Raw genomic sequence first — 26,344 nt, 5'->3', positions numbered from 1 at the left:
TTTTGCGTTCGACCGGCCTGCCGGCCTCAGTCCAACAATCGGGTCCTAGTGGCCCGGATGCGACGCGGCATCGTCTGGCCGGATGATATGCATCCGGTGTTCCGCCTGCCTCGCTTTCGGCCGGGCGCTAAGCCGGTCCGATCGCGCCGGCGACATCCCGCGCAGCCGCTACGGCCATGGCCGCGCGCTCGCGCGCGGAGACGCCGGCTACCTTGCGCGAGGCCATCGGGGCTTCGATGCCGACAACGACGTCGCCCGGCAGGCTTGCGAGAAACTCGCGCAAGGGAAATTCGCCCTCGCCCGGTAAAAGGCGTTCGAACAGCATCTCGGTTTCAAGATAGAGCTGCTCGTCGAACGCCAGGGCACCGTCGCAAATTTGCGCGGCGCCGATCCGTGCCGGATCGATTTGCCGGATATCGGCCATGGTGCCGCCCGACCTGACATGGTGGAGAATATCGATCACGAGACCGGCGTTTTCAGGCGCACCGGCCCCATCGATCAAGGCCAGCGCGTCGTCCATCGTAGGCGCGCACGTCACCGGCACGTACTCGATGTTGAGGCGCATGCCTTGCCGCGCGGCCCTGATACAAAGCGCCCCCAGCAGATCGGCGGCGCGTGTCCGTTCGGGATCCGAAACAACCACGACCCCGCTGCGCGCGTCTATGGCTTCCGCCATCGCGAAAAGCCGATCGAACTCCGAAAGCCCGGTCTCGGGCGTCAGCACGAAACCTTCGAGCGTATGCACCGTCACGCCCGCGTCCCTGCAAGCCTTCGCGATGCAGCGGTGCAGGTCGCGATCATCGAGAATATCGGGAACGCGCAACGCGGGAAGTCCGGGCAGAGCGGGGATGACGCTGACGTGCCCGATCCCCTCGCCCACCGCCAGGTCGATCGCCTCGAGGGGCGACGCGTCGAGTACGGTCAGATGGTCGAGCGAGAGCCTCGGGCGCGGCGACATGTGCTCGCCCCGCTCAGGCGATGCGGAACGTCACGGTTTCACGCGGACCACCCGCCTTCAGCCTGGCGATAGCATCCGGAATCGCTTCCCAGGGCTCTTCGCCAGCCACGTCGAGGGAAACGGCACCATCGGCAACGAGTTGTCCCAGCACGGAAAGGTTTTGCGCCACACCGACGCCCTGCATCACGCGGACTCCCACATTCTCCGCAACGAGCTGCGCATTCGGCTTGCTGAAGAACCAGCCGTGCGGGATGATTGCGGGTTCATCCGGCGCATCAAAACCCTCGCCGCCACCGATGGTTACGACAGTGCCATCGCCCGATACGATCGTCATGGCATGGCCCAGCACTCCGCCGCCGATGGTCTCGACGATGAAATCAAATGGGCCTTCGGCTTCGGTGCCGACCACGACACGCGCAAGTCCGAGATGGTCGAGCGCCGCAATCCGCTCGGGTCCACGGACAGTCCCGGTAACGACGCCGCCGGACAGCTTTGCCAGCTGCGCGGCAATACTGCCCACATTTCCTGTCGCCCCGGTCACCAGCACGGATTTTCCCAGCAGCGAACCGCCGCGCTGCACCGCAAGAAGCGCCGTAAGACCGGAGTTGGGGAGAGCGCCGGCATCCTTCCACGAAAGCGTATCGGGCACGGCACCCAATGCAGACGTCGGCAGAGCCGCATATTCGCCCCAGCCGCCGCCCCAGTAGCCGGTCTGGGCAATCACTCGGGTTCCTGCCGGGGGGCCGCTCCCGTCTGCGGCGGGCACCTCAACAACGCCGGCCAGATCAAGCCCCAGGACACGGCCTTCGGTAAACTGGCCGAGATACCGGATTTCCCCCCGTGCAATCGTGGTAGCATGGCAGCGGACCAGCGCCTGGCCGCTTTCCGCCTGCGGTCGAGGCACCTCCCTGAGCGCGACTGTTCCACCGCCGTCTGCCACCCAGGCCTTCATACTTCCACTCATTCGGGGGCTCCATTTTCGAGTCGGTCGCGGCGTTAGCTACATAAAGTCTGCAGGCGCATCGTCCTTGCGGAGGATAGAGTTCGGGTTGCGAGCGTGTATGGTGTCCGCACTTGATCGAAACGGTACACACATTTGCTTTGTATGGACCTTCACAAAGGAGTATGCTTCGTTCCACAAAGTAAAAATAATTGAAGAAAAACAAACCTATAAGCAGAACCTAGTCACTATAGCGACAGAGCTCAATGATGAGCCGATTTGTGCGATGTTCTGGGGAGAGGATCGTAAATCCATGACTGAACAATTCGAAACGATTCCGGATCGGCTGGCCAGCGCGATCTATAGCGGAATTCAGGACAGTTCGCCTTGGCAGGCCGCTCTGGCCACGTTGCAGGAACTTACCCGGTCGGACTGGGTCACCCTGCGAATGATCTCGCCCGCCAGCGGAGCGATGAGAAGTTCCATTCTCAAGGAAGCTTTCGTCGGCGAAGCAGGCAGCCTGCCGGACGTACAGGAGCAGTTTCTCAAGGAGCAGGCAGCCGAGTTCCTGCCAACCGATCTGGCGCTGAACGATGCTGTCGTCACGCGCTGGAGCCCGCACAACCTCCACGGACGATCGCTCGTCTACTACCAGCAGTTCGCAATAGACACGAGCTTGTCGACGTGTGTCGAAAGCTACGAGAAGACAAAGTGCGTCCTGCAGTTCACCCGCAGTTCCTCCAGCGTCGAAAAGTACGGCCGCTATACGGAGGACGACCTGCGCTTCGCCAAGCGTGTCAGCCCCCATTTCGGCCGCGCGCTCGACCTCAAGCGCAAGCTCGGCAATGCGATGATCACCTCCGACTATCAGGCTTCCGCGCTCGACAATCTTGGTGTGGCAGGCTTCCTCATCACGCCCGACCGTATTGTCCATAGCTTGAACGAGCTGGCCGAAACCCTAGTCGGCGAAAAGGATGGCCTCAAACTGATCAACAATCGCCTCGTGGCGACCGACAAGTCGGACGACGTGCGCTTCCAGAAGATGCTCAACGAGGCGCTTTGTCCGTCGCAGCGCAGGCTCCACGAATTCGGCCTCACGTTCGCACGTGAGGGATGCCGCCACGGCCTCGGTGTCGTCGTAAAGTCGCGCCCCTACCGCTCACTGATCAACAGCGATGAAGACTACTGCGCTCTCGTATTCGTGCGGAAACCGGAATCGCTGTCGCTGGCCGATCTCGAACTGATCCAGCAGATGTTCGATTTCACGCCCGCAGAGGCGCGCATTGCCATCCACCTTGCCCGTGGTCAGCCGCTCGACGAGATCGAACAGCTCATCAACATTCGGCACAATACGGCGAGAGCACATTTGCGCTCCATCTATCAGAAGGCGGAAGTGAGCAGCATGGCACAGCTCATCCACTTGCTGGCAAGCCGCACCATACCGGTCGGACGCATCGCGCAATCGAACGTCGATTGGCCATCGCTCGATAGCAATATCCGGCTGAACAGCTGAGTTCTCCCGGCATCGCACGAACCCCTGGAGGCCCTGTGCTCCGGCCTTGGCATCATGCCCGACCGGAACACAGGGCCTTTCCGCCCTCTCCCGCTGCCTGAGACTGCCACGAATCGCATGGCGGTGACGCGCCTCGCGACGTCCGCTTCAAAAAGTTCGACGCAAGGCATCGTCTTCCCAGAGGATGTTGGCGGCAGGGCCCCGGCTCTATTCGATGGACAATGATCGGCAGGGACCTGCCTGCTCCCCAGCGGGCCGGCAGCCATCCCCGGGCACCAACCGGAATGTCGACCTGTACCTGGGAGAAGGGGAAGATTGATGTCGCTGCCCGAAGAGTGTGATGTCCTCGTCGTCGGTTCGGGAGGGGGCGGCCTGCTTTCGGCCGTTCGCGCGCACGACAATGGGCTGAAAGTCGCTGTCGTGGAGAAGTCGGATCGCTATGGCGGCACCACGGCTGTCGCCGGCGGGGGCATCTGGATCCCCAACAACGATGCGATCAAGGACGTAGACAGTCCGGAACTCGCCCTGACTTACCTCAAGGCCATCACCGACGGTCAGGTGCCCGAACACAAGCTCAAGGCCTATATCGAGAGTGCGCCCAAGCTGGTCGAATATCTCATGGCGACGCTGGGCATCCACTATTACCACACGGCGCACTACCCCGACTATCGGCTCGAGCTGCCTGGCGCGCTGCCGATAGGCCGGCACATGCTGCCAAGTCCGCGCGATGGGCGAAAGCTCGGCGACGAGCTGTTCCATCTGCGCGAACCGCAACCCTATTACCGGGTTCTGCGCAAGGTCCATATCGATCTCGCCGACATGGGGGCGCTGATCCAGCGGCCCAAGGGCTGGAAACGGCAGGTCTTCCAATTGTTGTCGCGCTATGCGCTCGACGTCCCCTGGCGCTTCAAATCCTCGCGCGACCGGCGGCTGACCTTTGGCAACGCCCTGATGGCGGGGCTGCGCCAGAACATGCTGGAACGCGGCATTCCGCTGTTCCTGTCCACCCCTCTCGACGAACTCGTTCGCGAAGACGGCGCGGTTACCGCCGCCTATGTCACGTACAAGGGCTCGCGCCGGCGTGTCGCCGTGCGCAAGGGCGTCATTCTTGCCAGCGGCGGGTTCGAGAAGAGCCAGGAACTGCGCAACCGGGAAATGGGCCATACCCAGGTGGAATGGAGCATCACGCCCGCACCGAACACCGGCGATGGCCTGAACGCAGCAGAGAAGATCGGCGCCGCCACCGAATTTCTCGACAAGGCCTGGTGGTGCCCGTCGATTCGCCTTCCCGGACCGGTCATGTCGAGCGTGGACTTGCGTGTCGGGCTGTTCAGCGACAGGGCCCTTCCCCACACGGTTTGCGTCAATCGCAATGGCGACCGGTTCGCCAACGAGGCGCTGAACTACAACGATTTTGGCTGGGCCATGCTTGCCGACAACGAGAAGACGGGAGCCAACCTGCCCTGCTGGATCGTCTTCGACGCCCAGGCCCGCGCCAAGTATCCGATCGGCTCCATCTGGCCGAGTGCCGTCAAGCCGGATCGATTCATTCCGCAGGACTGGTGGGATAACATTCTCTATCGCGCCGATACCGTGCGCGGGCTGGCCGAAAAGATCGAGGTGGAACCGGCCAAGCTGGAAGCGGTCGTGCAGCGCATGAACCATTATGCGAGCACCGGCATCGACGAGGAGTTCTCTCGCGGAGAGAGCGCCTACGACCGCTATTTCGGCGACCAGCGGATTATGCCCAATCCCAATCTCGGCCCTATCGAGAAGGCGCCGTTCTACGCCATGCGTCTCGATCTCGGCGACACCGGCACCAAGGGCGGCCCCAAGGTAGACGAGTACGCAAACGTGCTGCAGGCCGATGGCACGCCGATCAAGGGGCTTTACGCCGTTGGCAACGTCGCCGGCTCCGTAATGGCCGGTGCCTATCCCGGGCCGGGCTCGACGATCGGTCCAGCCATGGTCTTCGGCATGGTTGCAGCCGATCACATCGCGCGGACGACTTCCAACCTGCCGCCACGGTAGCCCAACGATACGTCTTTGCTGTGGGCTCCCGCCTGCAGCCATACGACTTGGAGAATCCAGATGAACAGACTGTCCGGCAAGGTTGCCGTCATAACCGGCGGCGCCTCGGGAATCGGAGCTGCCTCCGTTCGTGCATTCGCGGCGGAAGGCGCACAGGTCGTCAGCACCGATGTCCAGGTGGACGCCGGCAAGGCGATCGCCGAGGAAGCCGGGGCAATCTTCGTCGAGCATGACGTGTCGGATGCCGGGGCCTGGGCCGAAATCGAAGACCTGATAAGGGCCCGCTTCGGCCGCCTCGATGTCATGTTCAACAATGCGGGCATCGCGCCCGTGCAGAACGTCGAGGAGGTCGATCTCGCGACCTGGAACCGAACCATCGGCGTCAATATGACCGGCGTGATGCTCGGCTGCCAGACGGCCATCCGGCTGATGAAGAAGAACCCCGGAGGCTCCTCGGGTTCGATCATCAACACGGCCTCCACCGTCGCCTACATGGGCATAGCCCAGGACCTCGCCTACACGGCGACCAAGGGCGCGGTGCGTGCCTTGACGAAGTCCGTCGCTGTGCATTGCGCCCGTGGGCTGAACATCCGCTGCAATGCGCTCATTCCGGGCTCAACGCGCACAGGCATGTTGCAGGACCACCTGGATCTCGGTGCGGAAGTGGTGGCTTCCATCAACGGGATGTCTCCGATGGGCCGCATCGCCGAACCTTCGGAACTGGCGGCAATGGCTGTGTTTCTCGCATCCGACGATGCCAGCTACTCCACCGGCGCCGAGTTCAAGGTCGACGGCGGCATGCTCGCAGCCCACCCAGGGATGTAGCGCGGCGGTTGCCCCGCTAAGGAAAGTTTGGCGCCCTCTGTCGTCAGCCCCGCAAGAGCCTGAAGCACTTGCGCACTTCGTCGACGAAGATCTCGGGCTGTTCGAACGCCGCGAAATGCCCGCCCTTCTCCGCCTCGTTCCAATAGATCAGGTTGCTGTAACAGCGCTCCGCCCAGCGGCGTGACGTGCGCAAGATCTCTTTCGGAAACTGCGTCACGCCCACCGGGATGCCGATCGTGTGGGATTCGAAGAAGTCATAGCTTTCCCAATAGAGCCGCGCCGAGGAAGCCGCCGTCCCGGGCAGCCAGTACATCATGATGTTGTCGAGCAGTTCATCGCGGCTCAAGACGCCCTCGGGCGTGCCGGGATTGTCGGTCCAGCCGTGGAATTTCTCGTAGATCCAGGCGGCCTGGCCCGCTGGAGAATCGGTCAGCGCATAACCGATCGTTTGCGGCTTGGTCGCCTGCAGTTGGGCATAGGCGGTGCCGGTACGATTCACCTCTTCCATCGCGCTAAGCAAGGCGGCCTCGTCCGGACTCAAATCGGCAAGGTCCGCTTCCGTCGGATACGCCACCGGCAAGTTGAGATGGATCCCGGCACATTGCGGGGGAGCCGCCATGGCAATGGCCGTGGTCACGGCCGAGCCCCAATCGCCGCCCTGCGCCACGAACCGGCCATAGCCCAGTCGTTCCATGAGTTCGATCCAGGCCCGCGCTATCCGCTCAACCCCCCAGCCGCTCGACTGCGGCTTGCCTGAAAACCCGAAGCCCGGCAGCGAGGGTACCACCAGGTGGAATGCGTCGGCGGGGTCTCCCCCATGGGCTGCCGGATCGCTCAACGGACCCAGGACCTTCAGAAACTCGATCACCGAACCTGGCCAGCCATGCGTGAGCAAGAGCGGCAAGGCCCCTTCGACCGGTGATTGCACATGGAGGAAATGGATCGGCAGGCCGTCGATTTCCGCGATGAACTGACCGGCCGAATTGAGCCGGTCCTCACAACGTCGCCAGTCGTATTCGTCGCGCCAGTATTCGCACAAGGCCCTTACGCGATCGAGCGGCGCGCCCTGCCCCCAATCGGAAACGGTCTCCGCCTCGGGCCAACGTGTGCGCCGAAGGCGATCGCGCAGATCATCGAGCGCATCGGCCTCGACCGAAAGCTGGAACGGCTCTATTCGCATGGGCATACTCTCCCGTTCGCCATTTTCGGCAAGGTTTCACGCAGCCAGTCCGTCGCCGCCGTTGCGCATCGTCCAGTCCGAAGATGGGACCGGAGCCACGATCAAGCGTTTTCGACGGCCTCTTCCTCCACGATCCAGCGGCACATGCGCCGCCAGGGCTCGATCGCGTCCTGCAGGCCATGGCCAGGCATCGCCAAGGCATGGCCCAGGGTCACGATTCTCTGTGCACCGTAGATGGCCAGGCGGTCCCTGAGCGCATGCTTGAGACTTTCGGGATAGATCCCGATCGTCTGCGTGTAACTTGTGACGGCCCGAACCGGCGTTTCGATATCATCGACCGGCACGAGATTGAGCACCCGGTTGGCAAGGATGGGGGCGAAATCGACCGGCTCGTCCATCTGCGAAACGATCACCGCGCCTTCCGCTCCGCCGCCGATCACCTTGTACCAGTCTTCGCTGCCGAACTGTATGGCCTCCAGTTCTTCCTGCAGACGGGGATCCAGCCTCACTGCGGGGCCGCTCATCCCCTCCGGCAACGCCTGGATGGCATCGTAGACCATGGCTCCCAGCCTGTTCAGACGTTCCAGCCCCTCGCCGTCGGTGCCGCTCTGAACCCAGACCACGCGCGCGTTCGAGCAGGCTTCCTGATTCATGCCGCCGCCATCCATTGCCAGGCTGCCTGCTACCGCCTGCATGGTGGCATCGTCTGCAAAGGCTTCCTTGCCGATGATGGTGGAACTGAGCTTGGGATCGAGCGCGACAAGTTCGATGCCGGGCTGGATATAGCCGGAGATGTGCTTGATCGAGGCCATCCCGCCCCAGGCGACGATCTTCTCGATGTTCCTCGGCCGGTAGATCTGCTCCTCGAGCTCGGCATCACCGCCCTTCCAATAGGCAACACTGAGATGCCGGGTGAGCGGGTGATCCGGCGCCATGTCGATCATCGTGCGCGCCACGGCGGCCGCGGTCAGCGGGTCGTTGCTCGGCGTCTTGATGATCGCATCACCCCGCGTGATTGCATTTCGCGCGATGGTCAGTACCGAAGTCCCCGGCGCATTGCCGGCGACGATGTGGACGCACCGGGCTCCGAATGCGCGGGTGCGCGAGATCAGACCGTCTTCAAGCGGCCGCTCGACCCAGCCTTCGAGATAGTCGATGCCGATGGCGTTCTGTGCGACCTCGCGCAGGGATTCGCGCCGCAGCCCGGCCCCCATCGTCGCGTACATCTGCCGCAGTATCGGCTCGCTGAGGCCCGAAGTTCGGCAGGAAATCTCGAAGGCCTGCTCTACCCACGGGTTGTTGCCCAGCGTCAGCCGGCCGCCGAGTTCCTGCAGAAAATCCAGGATCTCGTCCATGGAAAGCCGATAGAGGTCCTCCATCGCTCCGGGCTCGGGCAGCACCAGTTTGCCAAGATGGCGGCGTACGTCCGGACTGGTGAAACTGATCGCGCCGCCGCGCCCGCCATTGTCGACATCGGCGTCCTCGATAACCGTTCCCCGGATGATCAGGGGAACGCGGAATTGCGTATCGTCCGCCATCAATCCAGGTCCGCCAAAAATGCGAGGGCATTGTCATGGGCTTCGGGCGCGCCGGCACAGGTAATCTTGTCGTCGCCGCCCTCGGCCTCGGAGAAGCGCCGTATGTCACCCTCGATATAGGGGCCGTCGAGGCCGCAGGCGCACTTGCCGAATGTCATGGTCACTTCATCCCCGCTCAATATCCCGCCCCAGCGCGACTGGATGGCCAGGTCGATCACACCGAACCGGCCGGTGTGGGTTCCCGAACGGGGCGCAGGTTCGCCCGTGCGCGGATCGAGAAGAAAGACGAGCATCCACGGCAGGGCGTGGTACTTGCGCGCAGAGCACCGCGGCATGAGTGTCGTCATCTCGCTCATGCCATAGCCTTCCGGCATGTCCTCGATGCCGAGGAAGTCGAGAATGCGCTCACGGTAATCGTCAGGCAGGGTCTTGCCCTTGGTGCCGCCCGAGCACAGGAAGCGGCTCTCGGGAGAAAAGACCTTGTCGATCCCGAGCCGGCTGCCGGCCTCGGCCATCTCCAGATACATGCCCCAGTTCCCGGCCATCATCACGCGCTTGCCACGCTGACTTTCGAACAAGTCCTCGAAGAAGGCGGCGCGCCGCTGAGGGGCGGACTTCTGTGCCTCCACGAACGCGTCCAGACGATCAAGGATACCCTGCGAGATCTGCGAACGCCCTAGTTCCCCGCGATTTTCCGCCGAGGCGAGACGACCGGCCAGAGACAGGACATCCGCGCTGAGACGGCCCGGATCCATGACCGGAAGCATGGATTCATCATCCCCGTAGAGATGCTTCGCCAGTGCATCGACACCGGCACCATAGGCGTTGAACATCGTGCGATGGCCGACGATGATCACCGGCACTTGCGCGAGATCTGTCGGCTCGGGTTCTCCGATGCGCAGGTACGGCAGTAGCGTGCTACGCGCCTGTATCGGCTCATCGTCCGGACCGCGAGGCAGGAAAGACAGCTTTCCGCTCGTCCCGGTGGTGTGGACCACGCGCACATTGGCCTGTTCCAGCAGCGTGTCGAGCCATTCATCGACCGAACCGATGGATTTGGCCTCGACGCCAGACAGGTCCGCGGTGGTGAGGTTGCCAAGCCAATGGGTCAGACGGTCGAAACGCCCCTTCTCGATGAGGGACAGGGGGTAGGATTTGTAGACCGAATGCTTGAACAGCAATGCTGCCGCCTGGTTGAGATCCGCAATCTCGTCGATCCCGTGCTCGGCCGCCAGCTTGGCAAGCGGCGGAAGCCTGTCGCGCAATTCCGCGAAGCGCTTGCGCACTGCGTGGAGTTGCAGCGCCTCGACATCGTCCGATGGCATCGCGAGACTTTCCGACACCGGCAGGTGCAACATGTCCTGCGGATTTTCATAGAAGCTGCGCGCATCCAGGGCGTCGTCGACCGGTGCCTGTGCCAAGTGCGTCTCCCGCTATATCGTTTTGCCAGACGCATTCCGCTCGCGCATGAATGCGGCTTCTGGTTTGCATCGAACCTAGGGCAACCCGGCCGGCTGTGTCATAGTCCCCACGGCCTACGGTCGCTCGCGCTCACGCCATGTCCTTCAGGATCAGATCGCTTGCCTTCTCGCCGATCATGATGGCAGCGGCGTTGGTATTGCCAGAGACGATGCGCGGCATGATCGAAGCGTCGGCGACACGAAGCCCTGCCATCCCATGCACGCGTAGACGCGGGTCTACGACAGCATCCCCGTCAAGGCCCATCCGGCATGTTCCAACCCCATGGTAGATGCTGAAGCCGACGCGCCTGGCGTGGTCGACAAGGCCTTCCTCGTCCCCGTCGGCCGGGAAAGGTCCGACATGCTCTTGCAGCAAGGATTGCAGCGCGGGTTGTTCGGCCATGCGCCTGATCAGCCGCAGCGCGCGAACGGCGATCCGGCAGTCCTCCGGATCGGTGAGGCTGTTGGTCACGATCCTGGGACGCTCGGCCGGGTCGGGTGCCGTAACATGGACATGGCCGCGGCTTTCCGGCCGAAGCTGGCAACCCGCAAGCGTCAGGCCCGGAAACGTATCGATCTCCCCGGTTTCAGGATCTGCAGTCGCTGGTATCGAGAAAAACTGGATATCCGGCAGGTCGAGTTGGGCGGTCGATCGCACGAAGCCCACGATGTCGCTCGGCGGAGACGTCATCAGGCTTGGCAGACCCATGAGGTACCGCGCCACCTGGAGCGCAAGCTTCCCACCCGATCCCACGGTATTGTGCGACGGTGCGCCGGCCTTCAGGCGGTAGCGTCCGGCAACCGAATAGTGATCCTGAAGATTGCGCCCCACCCCGGGCAACGCGTGGACCGGTTCGATTCCGGCCCTGCGCAGGATCGCCGGATCGCCGATGCCGGAAACCTCGAGCAGTTGGGGAGAATTGATCACGCCTCCGCACAGGATCACTTCCTGGCGGCACCTGACTTCGCTTTCCGCCTTGCGATCGCGCAAGCGAACACCGACCGCGCTCCCGCCCTCGATCAGGATGCGGGTCACCCGGGTATCGGTTACGATCCGCATGTTGCGGCGATGATCGGCAGAGTGAAGATAGGCTACGGCCGTGGAGCAACGACGTCCGCGGCGCATGTTGGTCTGGACCCTTGTGAAGCCTTCCTGATCGCCGCCGTTGATATCCGCAACCTTGCGATAACCGGCCTGCTCGGCCGCTTCCAGCACGGCATCCGAAACGGGATGGGCTGCCGTGTCCGACACCGCCAACGGCCCTCCGGCTCCATGCGCCTCATCCGCGCCGCGGCACTGGTCTTCCGATCGCTTGAACAGGGGAAGGACATCGGACCAGCTCCAGCCGGTGCAGCCCAGTTGCGCCCAGCGATCGAAATCAGCGGCCTGTCCGCGCACGTAGAGCATGCCGTTGATGGAGGATGTCCCGCCAAGCACCTTGCCGCGCGGATAGGCGGAGGGGCGCCCCGCCTGCTCGGAGCCCTCAATGACGCTATAGCCCCAGTCGACGCGCGGATCGGATGTGTTCTTCCAATACCCCGCCGGGACCCTGATCAGCATGTTCTGCGCGGCCTGCGAAGGGTTGCGCAGAATCCTGTCGTCGCCCCCGGCTTCGATAAGCAGAACATTGATATCCGGCCTCGCGCTCAAGCGGTTGGCAACGACGCTGCCCGCCGATCCGGCACCAATGACGATATAATCGAATTCCACGCTGTCTCCTCTCGCGCTGGGCACCCCGCAAGACAGGGGCCTAACTCCGTGCCCCCCGCACGAGCCTGCCGGGCAGTTCTCCCGTGGCGGTCCCGTTTGTGTAGGTTTCGAAACCCGACACGATCGTCGCGCGGTATCCTTCGGAATGCTGGCGCAGGCGCTTGCCGCCGCCGGGAAGGTCGTGGGAGACTTCCGGCCGCCCCAGGCGCAGCCTGTCGAGATCGATCACGTTCAGGTCGGCCTTTCGGCCCACCGCGATCTCGCCCCGATCGTTGAGACCGACTGCCGCCGCCGTATCGCGGGTCATTGCGCGAACAGCGCTCTCTATCGATACCTTGCCGGGGGCCACCAGCTGCGTCAGCACGAACGTGGGGTAGGCCGCATCGCAGATCATGCCATAGTGGGCGCCGCCATCGCCCAACCCGACAATTGCCCCGCGTTCCTCGAACAGCGGGCTGACCCGAGCCACATATTCCGCGGGATCAGGATCCCCCAGCGAGACCAGAATGGCCCGGCCTTCGTCCTTCAGCAGCTCGTCGTAGATCAGTTCCTTTTCCGGCACGCCGTCGCGGCGCGCACGGGCGGCGATGCTGTCTTCCGGCCGCTGGCAGTAGTCCGGAGGATCGCCCAGGGCCCACATGGCATGGGTGACCTGCACGATCATCTTGAAGAAGGGACTGGGATCGTCGGGCTCTTCCGCCAGCAACCGCGCCCGCAGATCGGGATCGCGCATCGCCGCGACCTTTTCGGGCAACGGCAGATCCGCGATCGAGCGATAACTGGGATTGAGCGAAAACGGGTGATAGCTGAGATCGAGGCCGAACAGGACCCCCATGGCACGCGGATAGAACTGCCCCTTGATAGGCAGCCCGGCCGCGTCGGCCTCTTTCAGGAATTCGCGATAAACCTCCCAGTTCTCCGGCATCCTGAAATCGGAAATCAGGCTGAACGATAGCGGTCGGCCAGCCGTCTCCGCAATGGCACGCATAAGCTCGGTTTCGCCCTTGGCGGACGTCTCGAGGTTGGGGATCAGCTGGAAGACCCCGCTTCGTGCATCGCGTAGCCCGGCCGCGAGGGCCTTCAATTCATCCGCCTCGGTCTTGACGGAAGGCGCCGGCCTGCCGTCGCGAAACCGGTGGGAGAGGTTGCGCGACGTGGAAACGCCCAGGGCCCCTGCCTTGATGGCTTCGCACGTAAGTGCCCTCATGGTTTCGAGATCGGACTGGGTAGGCGGCTCCATCGCCGCGCCGCGCTCCCCCATCACGAAGACACGCAACGGACTATGCGGCAACTGCGCCGCGAAATCGACATCGGCCCGGCGCTGGTCGAGCGCATCGAGATAGTCTGGAAAGCTCTCCCAGTTCCACGGGACACCGGATGCCATGACCACGTCGGGAATGTCCTCGACGCCTTCCATGAGCTTTATCACCAGTTCGTGATCGTCCGGGCGGACCGGCGCGAAGCCGACACCGCAATTGCCCATGACGACTGTCGTCACACCATGATTGCTCGAGGGTGCGAGCCGGTTCTCCCAGGTAATCTGGCCGTCATAGTGGGTATGAATGTCCACGAAGCCGGGCGTTACGACCGCGCCGGCCGCGTCGATCTCTTTCGCCCCCCCTTCATGCACCGTACCGACGTCGGCGATGGCACCATCCCTGATCGCCACGTCGGCCCGGTAGGAAGGTCCTCCGGTCCCGTCGACGACAGTGCCGCCGCGGATCACGCAATCGTATTGAGCCATGGCCTTCTCCCGGTCCTTTTGCTCTCTTTGCATTGCCCTCCAGACCGACGCACAAGCCGCGCGCAAACAACGTCCCGCAGGACTAGGACATGTCCGGGGCCGACATTCTTGCGGCGCGAAAGCCATCCCCTCCGTACTGATCCCCACCAAGCGGCACCAACGGCAATAGTCCGCTGAGAGGATGAGCTGTCGGGCCGAAGCGATATGATCGCATTGAAGGAAAGACCGGCAGATTCGACCCGGATCGAGAGCGCACGGATGGGAGAGATGTACGTGTCCGGCAGTGCCAAGCACGATGTCAGGATCGTCGACTTCGACCTGCAGTTCGCTTGCCCGGCCAATCAGTCCCTGCTGCGCGGCATGGAGCGCGTCGCCGCCCGCGCCATCCCGGTTGGCTGCCGCAACGGTGGATGCGGCGTATGCAAGATCGAAGTTCTTTCGGGCTCCTACGAGAAAGGCCGGATGAGCCGGGCCTGCGTATCGGCCGAGGAAGAGGAAAACGGCGTCGCGCTGGCCTGCAAGGTCTTTCCCCAAGGTGATCTGACAGTGCGGGTGCTGGGAAAGATGGGGCGCAAGCTCGCCCCCGCGCACACGCCCGCTGCAAGATGAACTGACGAACAAGGTTGAGGATCTGAACATGGGAATGAGCGGAGTTCTGCGCCCCGGACACGCGGCGATCAAAGTGCTGGACCTGGACGAGGCCGTCCATTTCTACACCAACGTGCTGGGCATGCTGGAGACCGGGCGCGACTCCTTCGGGCGCGTCTATTTCAAGGCCTGGGACGAACGCGATCACAACAGCCTTGTGCTTCGCCAGTCCGACCGTGCGGGGCTGGATTTCTTCGGGTTCAAAGTGCGCGACGAAGCCTCGCTGGATAAGCTCGAATCCAATTTGCGGGCCTGGGGCATTTCCACCGAGCGTGTTGCGGCAGGCGAAATGCTCGCGACGGGCGAGCGTGTCCGCTTCGAAAGCCCCTCGGGCCACTTGCTCGAACTCTACGCGGAAAAGAAGCACGTCGGAACGCCGATGGGCAATCGCAACCCCGATCCTTGGCCGCAGGGCCTCAAGGGGATTGCCCCGATCAGGATGGATCATTCGTTCCTCGCCGGCGGCGACGTGGCAAAGACCGAAAAGCTCTTCACCGAAGTGCTGGATTTCTACGTCACCGAACGCATCCTGCTCGACGACGGCGTGACCAGTGCCGCCGTCTTCCTGTCATGCTCGACAAAATCGCACGACATCGCCTTCGGCCTTCACCCCGAACCCGGACGGCTTCACCACGTCTCCTATCGCCTCGAAAGCTGGGAGCAGGTGCTGCGCGCGGCCGACATCATGTCGATGAACAAGGTCTCCATCGACATTGCCCCGACCCGCCACGGCGTCACGCGCGGTGCGACGGTCTATGCCTTCGACCCCTCGGGCAACCGCTTCGAGACCTTCAGCGGCGGCTACGAGACGTATCCGGATGCGGAGCCGATCGAATGGACATTCGAGGAAATGGGCTCGGCCGTCTTCTTCCACGAGCGCAACGTCGACCCGCTGTTTTTCGAAACGACGACCTGAACGGCCGGCGTCCCTGACGCCGGCCCTGCCCTTTCAATACGCATCTGGAGAACCGCGTTGCCTGACTCGAATCCCGAAATCGGCAAGACCATCGTTGCCGCCGGCATCAAGACGAACATTCACGATGTCGGAACCGGGAAGCCCGTACTTCTCATCCACGGCTCGGGGCCTGGCGTCAGCGCCTATGCCAACTGGCGCCTGGTGATACCGAAGCTCTCGGAACATTACCGGGTGCTGGCGCCGGACATGGTGGGCTTCGGATTCACCGATCGGCCTGAGGGCATCGAATACAGCATGAACGGCTGGGTGGACCACGCGCTCGGCGTGCTCGACGCGCTGAAGCTCGACAAGGTCCACCTGGTCGGGAACTCGTTCGGAGGCGCACTGGCCCTGGCCCTGACGACGCGCCATCCGGATCGGGTAAGCCGGCTCGCGCTGATGGGCGCGACGGGGGTTCCCTTCGAACTGACGCCTGCGCTCGACGCGGTCTGGGGCTATGAACCCTCCGTCGAGAACATGCGCAAGATGATGGACCTTTTTGCCTACGACCGGTCCATCGTCACCGATGAACTGGCGCAGGTCCGCTATGCGGCAAGCATTCGGCCCGGTATCCAGGAAGCCTTTTCGGCGATGTTCCCTGCCCCGCGGCAGCGGTGGGTCGATGCCATGTGCTCTTCGGAAGAGGCGATCCGCGGCATTACCCAGGACACGATGATCATTCATGGCCGTGACGATCTGGTCATCCCGCTACAGACCTCGCTGACATTGCTGGACTGGATCCCGCGATCGCAGCTCCATGTCTTCGGGCAATGCGGCCACTGGTCCCAGATCGAGCATTCGGCCCGCTTCACGGAACTGCTCAAGGGCTTTTTCGCGGAAGCCGATTGAACAGCACCACTTCCGTTATCGCAGCGACGAAATTTGAGGGAGGCCCTTTGCCGGCCTCCCTTTTTTTTGGGTGCTTCAAGGCTTCCAACTGGCGCAGCGGCCTGTCAAAACTTTGAAGTAAGGGGTTATTCTCCGCCTCAGACAAAACGTCCGTGCGCGCATGGACGTACAGAGACACCGTGATGCGATTGTCGTGTTACGGTCTCGATGCCCGGATCATCCACGCGGACGATGCTCGCGCATCGCCAGCCCCGTACAACCGGATGCAACAAGCATCACAAGCAGAGCGGATGTCCACTATGAGTGAATCAGGCGAGAGCGCGATTTCAAAGGCGGCGAATCTCGAAGCGCAACAGGGTCAGGACCTGCCTGATCTGGATCACACCACTGCCGAGTGGCGCGACAATCTCGAAGCCAACGTGGAAGCATACCGCTCGCGCTGTCCATTCGGGCACAGCGCGAAGCACGGCGGCTTCTGGTATGCGATGGAGCCGAGGGTCGCGCGCGAAATCCTCAACAAGCCCGAAGTGTTCGTTTCTTCGCGTGGCCTTGCCGTACCGGCCACGCCGGTGCCAAATACCATGATCCCCATCAATCAGGATCCGCCGGACCTCTATGAATGGCGCAACATCCTGAACAAGCACTTCTCGCCGAAGCTGATGCAGGCCCAGGCGCCGCAGCTTCGCGAGGAAGCCTTCGCACTCTTCGACGCGGCCTTGGCCAAGGGGTCGGTCGACATGGTCAACGACGTGGCCCAGCCCCTCACCGGGCGCACGACGCTGCGTCTAATCGGTCTCGATCCCGATGACTGGGACAAGTACGCGGTTCCCTTCCACAACCTCGCCTTCCGCACGATCAGCCTGGAAGAGGCCGCGGTCCAGATCAAGGAAATGGAAGAGCGGCTGTGGAACGATCTGCGCTCGCGGATCGGAACGCCGGAAGCGACCGGACTGCTCAAGTACCTGAGCGAGGAGGCCCGCTTCCAGGGACGCGAACTGACGCTCGACGAGATCTGGAACATCTTCTTCATCCTGCTCGGCGGCGGCCTCGACACGACCCAGGCCCTGATCGGGTCGGCGACGGTCTATCTCGGGAACAATCCCGACCGGCAGCAGGTGCTGATCGATCACCCCGAACTGATGTCCAACGCCATCGAGGAGTTCCTGCGGTCCTGGCCGCCGACGCAGAACATCGCGCGCGAAGCCGTCGAGGACGTCGTCGTCGAGGGAGAGACGATCGCGGCCGACACCAAGGTCCTCGTCAGCATCATGGGCGCGAACCACGATCCCAAGGAGTTCCCCGAACCCTACGAGCTTGATTTCAACCGCGAAGTGAACCGTCACTTCACTTTCGGCATGGGGCCGCACCGCTGCCTCGGGTCACACCTCGCGCGCATCGAGATCAACGTGTGTCTGGAAGCCTTGCTCACCCGCGTCCCGGGCTTCCGGGTCGAAGACGATGTGCACAAGTACCTCGCGCGCGACGTCGGTCTTTTCTATGGGTACGAGCAGGTCCATCTCGTCTTGCCCTGAATGATCGCGAAGCGGTTCAGGCGACCGCTTTCAAAACTCAACTGTCGAACGATCCAGCGCCCGCCTGACCAAATTGGTCGGGCGGGCTGAATTGTGTTGGCAATCAGTGGTCCGATATATTGCCCTGTCCCGCATTCTAAAATTCATTGCCCATCAAATGCGCACCCCAGCCAACAGCCTCATGGCGTCATCTCATTTCTCACGCGCTTGCGTAAGACTCACGAGCGGATAGGGGCCAAGCGAGAGAGGTTTGCGCTTACCATCGAAACTGTAGTCCATCCGCCACAGCTTGCCGCCGTTTGACGTGACAGCGCCACCGTGCTGCACAAGCCCCGACTGCCGTCAGACAACGGCCCAAGCTACATCGCCGGCGAACTGGTCGAATACATCGAGGCCCAGAAAATGAGCCATGTGCGGCGACATGGGGAACCTGGCATACATCAGCACGACCAAGCGGATCACCTCAGGTGACGAATGGAAGTAGCTGAATGGGTTGCCAGCCTTGCTCACAAGCCCGCTACCACCGCCCTGCCCGCTCAACCAGTTTGCTTTGACCGTGCCGTCGCAAGGCAGGGATCAGCCAGGCGACCTACTTCAACTGTAAGAAGAAGGGCGGTCGTCATCCCTCGCTAGCGGCCTGCTCTCGCGCCGCCGCTTCGGAATCAGCCGCGACCTTGCAGTGAACGCGCAGGAACAGCGCGATCACCGTTCCCGCCGCGGTCAGTCCGGCAATCCACGCCATCGTCAGGCGGAAGCCTTCGGGCGAGGGCAGCTGCGCCCCGCTCGCCGGGTCGGTCAGCGTCGCCGTAGCCAGAAGGACCGCGATTATCTGCGCACCGACCGCCGCCGCCATTCCGCGTGTCACCGCGATCGTACCGATTGCTTCTCCAGTTCGCGCCTCTGGCACGCTGCCGACGATGACATTGTAGATTGCCGCGTTGAGGATCGTCGTGCCGAAAGAAATGATGCACAGGATGGCGATCACCATGATCAGTGTGCCGGGAAGACTGATGCCGATGAGCCAGCCCACCACCGCGAGCAGCAGGCCGAGCACCACCGTGGGGCGGTCGCCGAATGTTTTGGTGAGCCATCCCGACAGCGGTCCGGCAAAGAATGACAGCACGTTCGAGGGCAGTTTGGCGAGCCCTGCCACCGTCGCGCCGAGGCCGAGGCCCGCCATCGTCCAGACAGGCGACTGCGTATAGGTCGAAAACACCAGCACGACCTGCATGGTGCCCATGCCTAGGCAAATGGTCAGAAGATTGGCGATGGCGACGTTACGCGTGGTCAGCAAACGCAAGTCGACGAAGGGCTCGGCGGCGCGAAGGCTGCGCCGCGCCCAATAAGCCATGATCAGCGCCCCCGCGCCAATCGTTCCCCAGACCCAGGGATCGCTCCAACCTACAGCTTTCGATTGGCTGACGCCGTAGAGCATGGCCATGATGCCGGGCGCGGGCAGCAATCCTTCCGCCCAGTCAATGGGCTGCTTCGGCGGGATGCCGGGCTTGCCGGGCACGCAGAATTTTATCGCGATATAGGATATGGCAAGCAGCGCCGCGCTGACCACGAACAGCCAGTGCCAGTTGAAATTGTCAACGATGACCCCGCCAAGGACAAGACCGATGGCCACGCCGACACCCGATCCGCTCGTCATCAGGCCCACTGCTACCGGCACGCGTTCCTTGGGAAGCGCTTCCCGGATAATGCCGATGCTTAGCGGGATAACCGCGACCGAAAGACCTTGAAGCGCGCGGCCGGCGAGAACGACTCCGAAATCGTCTGTCACCGCGCTCATGACCGACCCGACCGTGGCGACCGCGAGCATCAGCAACGTCATTCGCTTGCGCCCGTAAATATCGCCCATGCGGCCCACAAGAACACCCGCCGCCGCGCCGATCAGCATGTGCATCGTAACGAGCCAGCCCGCGGTAATCGGATCGCCGAACTCCCTGATCAATGTCGGCAGCGCGGCATACAGCATCGCCGATTCAAAAGTTGCTGCGATTTCGGCCAGGAATAGCGCGGTGATTATCGCGAAATAGTTCGATTTCATGTCTGATACTCTGCAGAAAGAAGGCGTTATATCGCGCGGTGGTCCAAAAGCGATCGTTGGCGGGTGCCACCAGTTCAGTGGCAGCCATACGTGCCCTGATTAGAGAAGTCTGAAAATATTCGGACAGGGTTTAGATCGGATATTTCAGGTCCCCGACCGAGTTCCTCCCTTGGTTTCAAGAACCGACTTATCGAGCATGGAACCGGCAAGATACTTCTGCGCTCGAAAAGCGGGAGCGTTATTCCAAACAGGCTGAGCGGCCGTTCGTTCGCCAGCGATCAGCCTGGATGAACGAAAGGCGAGATCGAAGCCGCGGTCACCACAATGCTGGCCAAAGCCTTCGACGACCCGCTCGCACTGCTGGAAAAGCCGCCATCCCCTGGATCGCCAGCCAGGTCCTTACTGACAAAAAGGGGCAACAGAGAAAGAGTCGCCGAGAGCGCTGAATGCTAGCGCGAATGCGCACCCTCCAGACCGGGGTGCCCGCCGCAAGCCCGCAGAACCGCGCACCTTTCGATAGTTTTGCAATTTTTACTGGAAAAACAACGAGTGTCTGGCGGAGGAGGCAGTCAGCGGCGAACCGCTCTCCGCATTCAATTCCCTGCTACGCGGGAATTTACAGGGAAAAAATGAGACCACCCTCCAGACAGGGACCGCATGGGCACGCGCGAACGTCGGAAATCAGCCATTTGCGACCTGGAATTCCCTAAAACGCTAACAGGGAATTTGCAGGCGCGGTCAGGGATCAAACCGAGGAGGAGCAGGGAAATAAGTTCTCGTTTGCGCGGACTATTTTTACCCGGTTACCTTGACGATCAGGGCGGCCAATCCAACCTCATTGCTGTCCTTCGAGGCAGAGGCACCGCGTCACCTGGGCGCACAGCAGCAAATCTCGGGACAACCAATAGCAACCGCCGTGCACAGCACCTGGCGGGACCTTGGTTGTCGCCTGCGTGCTGCAAGCCTCGTCCCTCCTTTTGCTGCCTGCTCGGCAACGAAGGACTTTTCAAATGACTAGCCAACCAAAGAAGCGGGCCGCTAACGGCATTCGAAATGACATCGCTGCGATCGAGCAGAAGCTCGGCCCAATAGAGTATCGGCCGCTGGCCTCGCTCAAGCGATACGAGAACAATCCGCGAAAGCATCCGGAGAAGCAGCTCGTCAAACTCGCTGGTTCCATCCGTGAGTTCGGGTTTGCGATGCCGATACTAATCGATGAGCAGGACATCATCATTGCCGGCGAGGCACGGCTCGAAGCAGCTCGCCGCGTCGGGATCATCGAGGTCCCTGTTATCGTGGCCCATCAATGGAGCGCAGCGCAGGTCCGATCCTATCGGCTCGCCGACAACCGGCTGGCTGAACTCGGGGTCTGGGATAGCAAGGCGCTGGCGATCGAGCTGGCCGCGATCATCGAGTTCGATGAGTCGCCGGTCGAGATACTGGGCTGGGAAACGGCCGAGATCGACCTTCTCCTCGACGAAGATTTCGGGCCGGCCGATGAGTCCAGCGCGGACCCTGCTGACGACCAGATCGAACTGCCGACAATGCCAGTCAGTCGTACTGGCGACTTGTGGCTTCTCGGCGAGCACCGCCTCCTGTGTGGTTCCAGCCTCGATGCTTCAAACTGGTCGACGCTGCTCGAAGGCAAGACTGCAGCGATGGCGTTTACCGACCCACCGTATAACGTCCCGGTGTCTGGCCACGTGTGTGGGCTTGGCAAGGTGAGCCATGCCGAGTTTGCAATGGCCTCGGGCGAGATGACCAGGGCCGAGTTTACTGCATTCATCTCTGAGTTTCTCGCGGCCATGCTTCCGCACTGCAAGGACGGCGCGGTGCTCGACCTGTGCATGGACTGGCGGCATCTCGGCGAGATGCTGTCCGCCATCGAGGGTAACGGGCTTTCGCTGCTCAACCTGTGTGCGTGGAACAAGAACAACGGGGGCATGGGCAGCCTGTACCGGTCGAAGCACGAACTCGTTTTCATCACGAAGAAAGGCAAGGCCCCGCACACCAACAACGTCAAGCTGGGCAAGCACGGGCGCTATCGCACAAACGTCTGGGACTACGCAGGGATCAACACCTTCGGGAGGGACCGCATGAAGGATCTTGCGGACCACCCGACGGTCAAGCCCACGGCCCTCGTTGCCGATGCGATTCGCGACGTCACCCATCCGGGTGAGATTGTGCTGGATGCTTTCATGGGCTCCGGCACCGCGATCCTGGCCTGCGAGCGCACGAAGCGTCGAGCGTACGGCATCGAGATCGAGCCGGGATATGTCGATGTCGCCATCCGGCGATGGGAAGCAATGACAGGCGCAAAAGCCGTGCTGCTCGAAACCGGCCAGGCCTTCGCCGAAGTTGCTGCGCTCCGCACGGACAACCCAGCCGTGAATGAAGCTCTGACACCAAGCCAAGTGACGACCGACGCTGCCTGAGCAGCTCATTGGCGCGCCGCCCCGCACAAGGGGCTGGCGCGCCTTTCCAGATTTTCCGGAGACGCCCCATGCCATTCAAACCTGCTTCCGACTGGATCAGTGCCTTTCCCGAGGAGGACGAAGACCAGCCCCGCCGATTGCCGCCAGCAAGAAAACGCACCCGCACAATGCCGCCGATAGAAACTCCCGACCCGCATCCGGACACCGGCTACGCCAAGCCTGCCGAGCCCATTCCAGTAAAGGCGGATGAAGAGCCTGAAATGGGTTCACAAGATACGGTCTACGAAGTGGGCTACGGGAAACCGCCAGTGAGGACCCGCTTCAAGCCCGGCCAGTCCGGAAATCCAAGGGGACGGCCCAAGGGCGCGAAGAGCCTCAACACCATCGTGCGCGAGACCCTTGGCGGAAAGCTGGCTGTCCGGACTTCCGAGGGGACCAGGAAGATCAGCAAGATCGAGGCGGTGCTGCAGAAAACTCTCGAGAAGGCCCTGAAGGGCGATGCCCGCGCCCAGTTCGAGTTGATGAAGTTGTGGCGGGTCGCGGTCCCGGATGCTCCTGAAGCCGCTGACGCGGCGGAGAACGGGGCAAGTCTCTCCTCTGCCGACCTCGCCATACTCGCTGCATTCGAAGCACAGCTGACCGAGCAGGCAGGAGTGAGGTCATGAAACTGCCAACCCCTGCCCTCCTTTCCGCCATGCGCCGCCAGCGGTTCGAGCTATTCCTCATCAAGGCGTTCGAGACGCTTCACCCCGGAGACCCGCCCCTCGAATTGGCATGGTACCTCGAGGCGATCTGCCATGCCCTGATGCAGGCACAATCTGGAGAAGAGCGGCGCCTCGTCATCACCGTTCCGCCGCGGCACCTGAAGTCGGTGACCGCGTCGGTGGCGTTTGTCGCGTGGGTCCTCGGGCACGAGCCAAAAGCCAAGATCATGGTTGCGAGTTACAGCCAGGACCTTGCCCGGCACCATTCGAACCAGACCCGCACGCTCATGGAGAGCGTGTGGTACCGGAAGGATTTTCCGGACACGCGGATAAGCGATCGCGGCAACCGCGCCCTTGAAATCGAGACGACGGCAGGCGGCGTACGCAAGGCAGTCTCCGTGCAGGGTTCGATCACGGGCTTCGGAGCCGACATCATCATCGTCGATGACTGCATGAAAGCGGACGAGGCGAAGAGCGCGATTGAGCGGCAGAACTTGCGCGACTGGTTCGACAACACCTTGTTGAGCCGCCTCAACAACAAGGCAACGGGGCGCATCATCTCGATCCAGCAACGGCTGCACGAGGATGACCTGCCTGCGTACATGTTCGAGAAGGGGTATAGGCACCTCAACCTGCCCGCGATCGGGGAGAAGGAAGAGCGAATTCCGACTGGAAGAGGGCGCGAGCACCTTCGCCCTGTCGGAGGCCTGCTGAACCCAGCCCGAGAGGACCACTCAACGCTCGAGCAGTTGCGGCGCGATCTGGGACCGGTCGTCTTTTCTGCCCAGTACCAGCAGGAACCGGTTACGGCCGAGGGCAACATGATCCGGCTCGAGTGGTTTGGAAGCTACGAGGAGACCCCGGAGCGGCACGCGTTCCTCAAGGTGATCCAGAGCTGGGACACGGGCATGAGTTCGGCTCCCACCAGTGACTTTTCTGTCTGCACGACCTGGGGTTTCGAGCGCCACGAGAGGAAATGGTACCTGCTCGATGTCCTGCGCAGGCGGCTGGATTATCCTGACCTCTATCGTGCAGTGCTTGATCTTCACCGGCGGTACAGGGCGGACCGGGTCATCATTGAAAAGGCCGGAAGCGGGCATGCGCTCATCCAGGAGCTGCGGGCGACGAACAAGTGGTGTCCAATGGCAGTCAGGCCCGTGACAAGCAAGGAAGACCGCTTCAATGCTTGCCTTGCCGAGGTGGAGTCGGGGCGCTTTCTTCTCCCGCGGCAGGCTCCGTGGCTCGATGATTTCCGGAACGAACTGCGCGCCTTTCCTCATGGCAAGCAAGACGATCAGGCCGACAGCTTCAGCCAGTTTGTTCGGCATCAGCTGAAGCACTGGACGTGGCTTCTGACCGAATACGAGCCTGATGGGCGTGCATCAAACGTCGTGCGCCTGGAAAGGAGGCCTTGGTAGAAAGCCAGGTGCTCACGGATTTCTCCGGCCCTGTGTTTTCTGCATCCCTTGGTTCTTACGAGAAAACTTAGGTTATATGCGGTATTGGACTGTGGGCGACCGTGAATGACCGGCTCTGGGACCTTCGCGACGGTCAGCTTAAGAGCATCGAGGTGGCAATGGCGGACGCGAAACAGTCGTCCATGTACCGTCCGGTGCCGCCGACATTCTCGTAATTCGGCACCAGTCCGCGCTCTCTCAAAAGCGGCCGATCGTTCAGTTAGAACTTCTTTGCGCGACTCCGGCCAAGCGGCGACGAAAGCGGGGGACGCCTCCGTCGCCGGTTCGTTACCGCATGGAGGGCTTGCGTGAAATGAACAACATGAAACGCGCCAGGTCGAAGCGGAATACCAGCAGATAGAGCAGATGCGCGATGACGAGTGGCAGCACAGCATTCCCGAGCGTTTTGTGGATCTCGCTCAGCGCGCCTTCTTGTCCTTCACCGCGCTCGCCTTCCTCGCGCGCGTTGGCGGGTGGGGCCACCAGGGTCATGAAACTGGCGCTGGCTTCGCGTTCCTCTCCCTCGCGGCCGCCCCGGTGGCGCTCGTCGTCATGGGCGCGCATGCTCTGGCCGACCAACGTACCGCCACGGTCCATCAGTACTCCGGTCGTCGCGGTTCCAGCGATCGCGAGGAGCAGCGCCAGGGTCAGCGATCTCCCAATTGCCGGATGGCGGATGCCGGTCTGTCCGCGCGGCGGGGCTCCAAGTGACGGGACCAGGCGGCGGAACTCGAAGACTCGCGCGCGGGCCATGCCCAGAGCCAGCCGCAGCGCGATGAGCGCGGCGACGGCATAGCCGACCCAAGCGTGGACGAGCCCAAGTTCTTCCGCTGTAAAATAGGCGGCCGCAACCGTCGCTGCGAGCAGGATGTGAAAGATACGGAATGTCTTCATGGCAACCTCGGATGGACTGCCCCCTCGGCTCCCTGATACCGCGCCGCGCTGACGGCAGCCTGACAGCATCGGCTATTCTTCCCTACATTTCGGCCCTAAAGTCGACCGGAGCACGCCATGAAACCCGACAAGGCAGCTAATCGAGACTTTTCGCCAGAAGCCGCAAAGCCGCCAAACCCGACGTTCAGCTGTCCAAGTTTAAAACCCGAAACCGGCCATCCGTTCATCGGGGCGGTTTGGGTATTGAGAACACGCTTGCGTTCAGCGCAATCGACGCTTCGGCCGTTTTGGTCGTTGCAAAAACGAGCCTCCTTAACGCGATGCGAAACTGTGGCAGGGTGGAAGCCTGCTCTGTCACCTACGGCGTAACAGGAGGCGCAGAGCTTTTCCTGATGCTCCGGCCGGTCAGTTATCTCGTCGTTGAACAGCGGGCCGACCTCTGTTTCGGAGCAGTCAAATGCCTCACCGAGAAGACGGTTGGCGCCTCCGGTACGGCCCTTAGGTCGCGCTCCCGAATTTTGCGCCGAAGGGCATCAATCTACTGAGCAATCATCCGTATTTCGTCCGATTTCGGGGGTACACGATGATCAACTCAAGGAAACTCTGGCTGTGGCTGGGCGTGATATTCTGCGCCTCGTTCGCCGTACTCGGCTGGCTGGGCCGGGATATCTTCATGCAGGCTCCGCCCGTACCTTCTCGGGTCGCAACCACGCAGGGCACGACCTTATACACCAAGGCCGATATCCAGGATGGCCGTGAAGTCTGGCAGACACTGGGCGGCATGGAACTTGGCACCGTGTGGGGACACGGCGGCTATGTCGCGCCCGATTGGGGCGCAGACTGGCTCCACCGGGAATCGACGGCCCTGCTCGACATCTGGGCGCGGCGCGAACACGGCATGCCCTTTGCCAAGCTCG

The 26,344-nt window shown here is 62.3% G+C and carries 21 protein-coding genes and 1 pseudogene; 11 read left to right on the top strand and 11 right to left on the bottom strand.

Annotation, left to right across the window (positions count from 1 at the left end):
• Window positions 1–127: 127 nt before the first annotated feature.
• Both LK12_RS17890 and LK12_RS17885 read right to left on the bottom strand, forming a co-directional pair.
• Window positions 128–958, bottom strand: coding sequence for a sugar phosphate isomerase/epimerase family protein (locus tag LK12_RS17890; protein ID WP_039287127.1), 831 nt, complete (start codon window positions 956–958; stop codon window positions 128–130).
• A 13-nt stretch (window positions 959–971) separates the two neighbouring features.
• Window positions 972–1,922: a zinc-binding dehydrogenase gene (locus LK12_RS17885; protein ID WP_082010626.1), complete on the bottom strand. Its 951-nt coding sequence runs from the start codon at window positions 1,920–1,922 to the stop codon at window positions 972–974.
• 289 nt (window positions 1,923–2,211) lie between these two features.
• Between LK12_RS17885 and LK12_RS17880 the strand changes: the two genes are divergently transcribed.
• The 3 genes from LK12_RS17880 to LK12_RS17870 all read left to right on the top strand — a co-directional run bounded on the left by LK12_RS17880 (window position 2,212) and on the right by LK12_RS17870 (window position 6,267).
• On the top strand, window positions 2,212–3,411 hold the full coding sequence (locus LK12_RS17880) for a helix-turn-helix transcriptional regulator (RefSeq protein WP_039287125.1): 1,200 nt from the start codon (window positions 2,212–2,214) through the stop codon (window positions 3,409–3,411).
• Between the two features lie 318 nt (window positions 3,412–3,729).
• The gene (locus LK12_RS17875) at window positions 3,730–5,442 is read left to right on the top strand and encodes an FAD-dependent oxidoreductase (protein WP_039287122.1); all 1,713 of its coding nucleotides are present in this window, start codon (window positions 3,730–3,732) and stop codon (window positions 5,440–5,442) included.
• Between the two features lie 60 nt (window positions 5,443–5,502).
• Window positions 5,503–6,267, top strand: a complete 765-nt coding sequence (locus LK12_RS17870) for an SDR family oxidoreductase (RefSeq protein WP_039287119.1) — start codon at window positions 5,503–5,505, stop codon at window positions 6,265–6,267.
• A 43-nt stretch (window positions 6,268–6,310) separates the two neighbouring features.
• On the opposite strand, the gene LK12_RS17865 is transcribed toward LK12_RS17870, so the two are convergent.
• The 5 genes from LK12_RS17865 to LK12_RS17845 form a co-directional block, all read right to left on the bottom strand.
• Window positions 6,311–7,447, bottom strand: a complete 1,137-nt coding sequence (locus LK12_RS17865) for an epoxide hydrolase family protein (RefSeq protein ID WP_039287117.1) — start codon at window positions 7,445–7,447, stop codon at window positions 6,311–6,313.
• 101 nt (window positions 7,448–7,548) lie between these two features.
• Window positions 7,549–8,985 carry an acyl-CoA reductase gene (locus LK12_RS17860; protein WP_039287114.1) on the bottom strand — a complete coding sequence of 479 codons (1,437 nt, stop codon included), beginning with the start codon at window positions 8,983–8,985 and terminating at the stop codon, window positions 7,549–7,551.
• Window positions 8,985–10,406, bottom strand: a complete 1,422-nt coding sequence (locus tag LK12_RS17855) for a hypothetical protein (protein WP_052223577.1) — start codon at window positions 10,404–10,406, stop codon at window positions 8,985–8,987. The genes LK12_RS17860 and LK12_RS17855 overlap by 1 nt, the downstream gene beginning before the upstream one ends.
• A 130-nt stretch (window positions 10,407–10,536) precedes the next feature.
• Window positions 10,537–12,156: a GMC family oxidoreductase gene (locus tag LK12_RS17850; RefSeq protein WP_039287111.1), complete on the bottom strand. Its 1,620-nt coding sequence runs from the start codon at window positions 12,154–12,156 to the stop codon at window positions 10,537–10,539.
• 40 nt (window positions 12,157–12,196) lie between these two features.
• Complete coding sequence (locus LK12_RS17845) at window positions 12,197–13,900, bottom strand: N-acyl-D-amino-acid deacylase family protein (RefSeq protein ID WP_039287109.1); 1,704 nt, start codon at window positions 13,898–13,900, stop codon at window positions 12,197–12,199.
• 273 nt (window positions 13,901–14,173) lie between these two features.
• On the opposite strand from LK12_RS17845, the gene LK12_RS17840 reads away from it, so the two are divergent.
• The 4 genes from LK12_RS17840 (at window position 14,174) to LK12_RS17825 (ending at window position 17,884) form a co-directional block, all read left to right on the top strand.
• Window positions 14,174–14,509, top strand: a complete 336-nt coding sequence (locus LK12_RS17840) for a 2Fe-2S iron-sulfur cluster binding domain-containing protein (protein WP_231568415.1) — start codon at window positions 14,174–14,176, stop codon at window positions 14,507–14,509.
• Window positions 14,510–14,543: 34 nt separating this feature from the next.
• Window positions 14,544–15,464: a catechol 2,3-dioxygenase gene (locus tag LK12_RS17835; protein WP_231568414.1), complete on the top strand. Its 921-nt coding sequence runs from the start codon at window positions 14,544–14,546 to the stop codon at window positions 15,462–15,464.
• Between the two features lie 57 nt (window positions 15,465–15,521).
• A complete protein-coding gene (locus LK12_RS17830) occupies window positions 15,522–16,352 on the top strand; it encodes an alpha/beta fold hydrolase (RefSeq protein ID WP_039287106.1) in 831 nt (276 codons plus the stop codon).
• 299 nt (window positions 16,353–16,651) lie between these two features.
• Window positions 16,652–17,884 (top strand): cytochrome P450, encoded by a 1,233-nt coding sequence (locus LK12_RS17825; RefSeq protein ID WP_039287105.1) that lies wholly within the window; start codon window positions 16,652–16,654, stop codon window positions 17,882–17,884.
• Between the two features lie 192 nt (window positions 17,885–18,076).
• On the opposite strand, the gene LK12_RS25210 is transcribed toward LK12_RS17825, so the two are convergent.
• The 3 genes from LK12_RS25210 to LK12_RS17820 all read right to left on the bottom strand — a co-directional run bounded on the left by LK12_RS25210 (window position 18,077) and on the right by LK12_RS17820 (window position 19,937).
• A complete protein-coding gene (locus LK12_RS25210) occupies window positions 18,077–18,163 on the bottom strand; it encodes an Arm DNA-binding domain-containing protein (protein ID WP_231568423.1) in 87 nt (28 codons plus the stop codon).
• Between the two features lie 63 nt (window positions 18,164–18,226).
• On the bottom strand, window positions 18,227–18,424 hold the full coding sequence (locus LK12_RS24975) for a hypothetical protein (protein WP_197063585.1): 198 nt from the start codon (window positions 18,422–18,424) through the stop codon (window positions 18,227–18,229).
• 79 nt (window positions 18,425–18,503) lie between these two features.
• A complete protein-coding gene (locus LK12_RS17820) occupies window positions 18,504–19,937 on the bottom strand; it encodes an MFS transporter (RefSeq protein WP_039287103.1) in 1,434 nt (477 codons plus the stop codon).
• Between the two features lie 938 nt (window positions 19,938–20,875).
• Here LK12_RS17820 and LK12_RS17815 point away from each other — a divergent pair.
• The 3 genes from LK12_RS17815 (at window position 20,876) to terL (ending at window position 24,494) form a co-directional block, all read left to right on the top strand.
• A complete protein-coding gene (locus LK12_RS17815; RefSeq protein WP_231568413.1) occupies window positions 20,876–22,372 on the top strand; it encodes a site-specific DNA-methyltransferase in 1,497 nt (498 codons plus the stop codon).
• Window positions 22,373–22,440: 68 nt separating this feature from the next.
• Window positions 22,441–23,037: a DUF5681 domain-containing protein gene (locus tag LK12_RS17810; RefSeq protein WP_052223576.1), complete on the top strand. Its 597-nt coding sequence runs from the start codon at window positions 22,441–22,443 to the stop codon at window positions 23,035–23,037.
• Entirely contained in the window at window positions 23,034–24,494 is a 1,461-nt protein-coding gene (gene terL / locus LK12_RS17805; protein WP_052223575.1) for a phage terminase large subunit, read from the top strand. Before LK12_RS17810 ends, terL begins: the two co-directional genes overlap by 4 nt.
• A 327-nt stretch (window positions 24,495–24,821) precedes the next feature.
• On the opposite strand, the gene LK12_RS17800 is transcribed toward terL, so the two are convergent.
• Window positions 24,822–25,427 carry a cytochrome b/b6 domain-containing protein gene (locus LK12_RS17800; RefSeq protein ID WP_039287101.1) on the bottom strand — a complete coding sequence of 202 codons (606 nt, stop codon included), beginning with the start codon at window positions 25,425–25,427 and terminating at the stop codon, window positions 24,822–24,824.
• A 583-nt stretch (window positions 25,428–26,010) separates the two neighbouring features.
• Here LK12_RS17800 and LK12_RS17795 point away from each other — a divergent pair.
• Window positions 26,011–26,344 (top strand): annotated as a pseudogene (locus LK12_RS17795) (nitric-oxide reductase large subunit); the annotation flags it as partial.

It is taken from the genome of Novosphingobium malaysiense, from assembly GCF_000802225.1.
Taxonomy (GTDB): Bacteria; Pseudomonadota; Alphaproteobacteria; order Sphingomonadales; family Sphingomonadaceae; genus Novosphingobium; species Novosphingobium malaysiense.
This window is presented reverse-complemented; position numbering and strand designations above follow the sequence as displayed.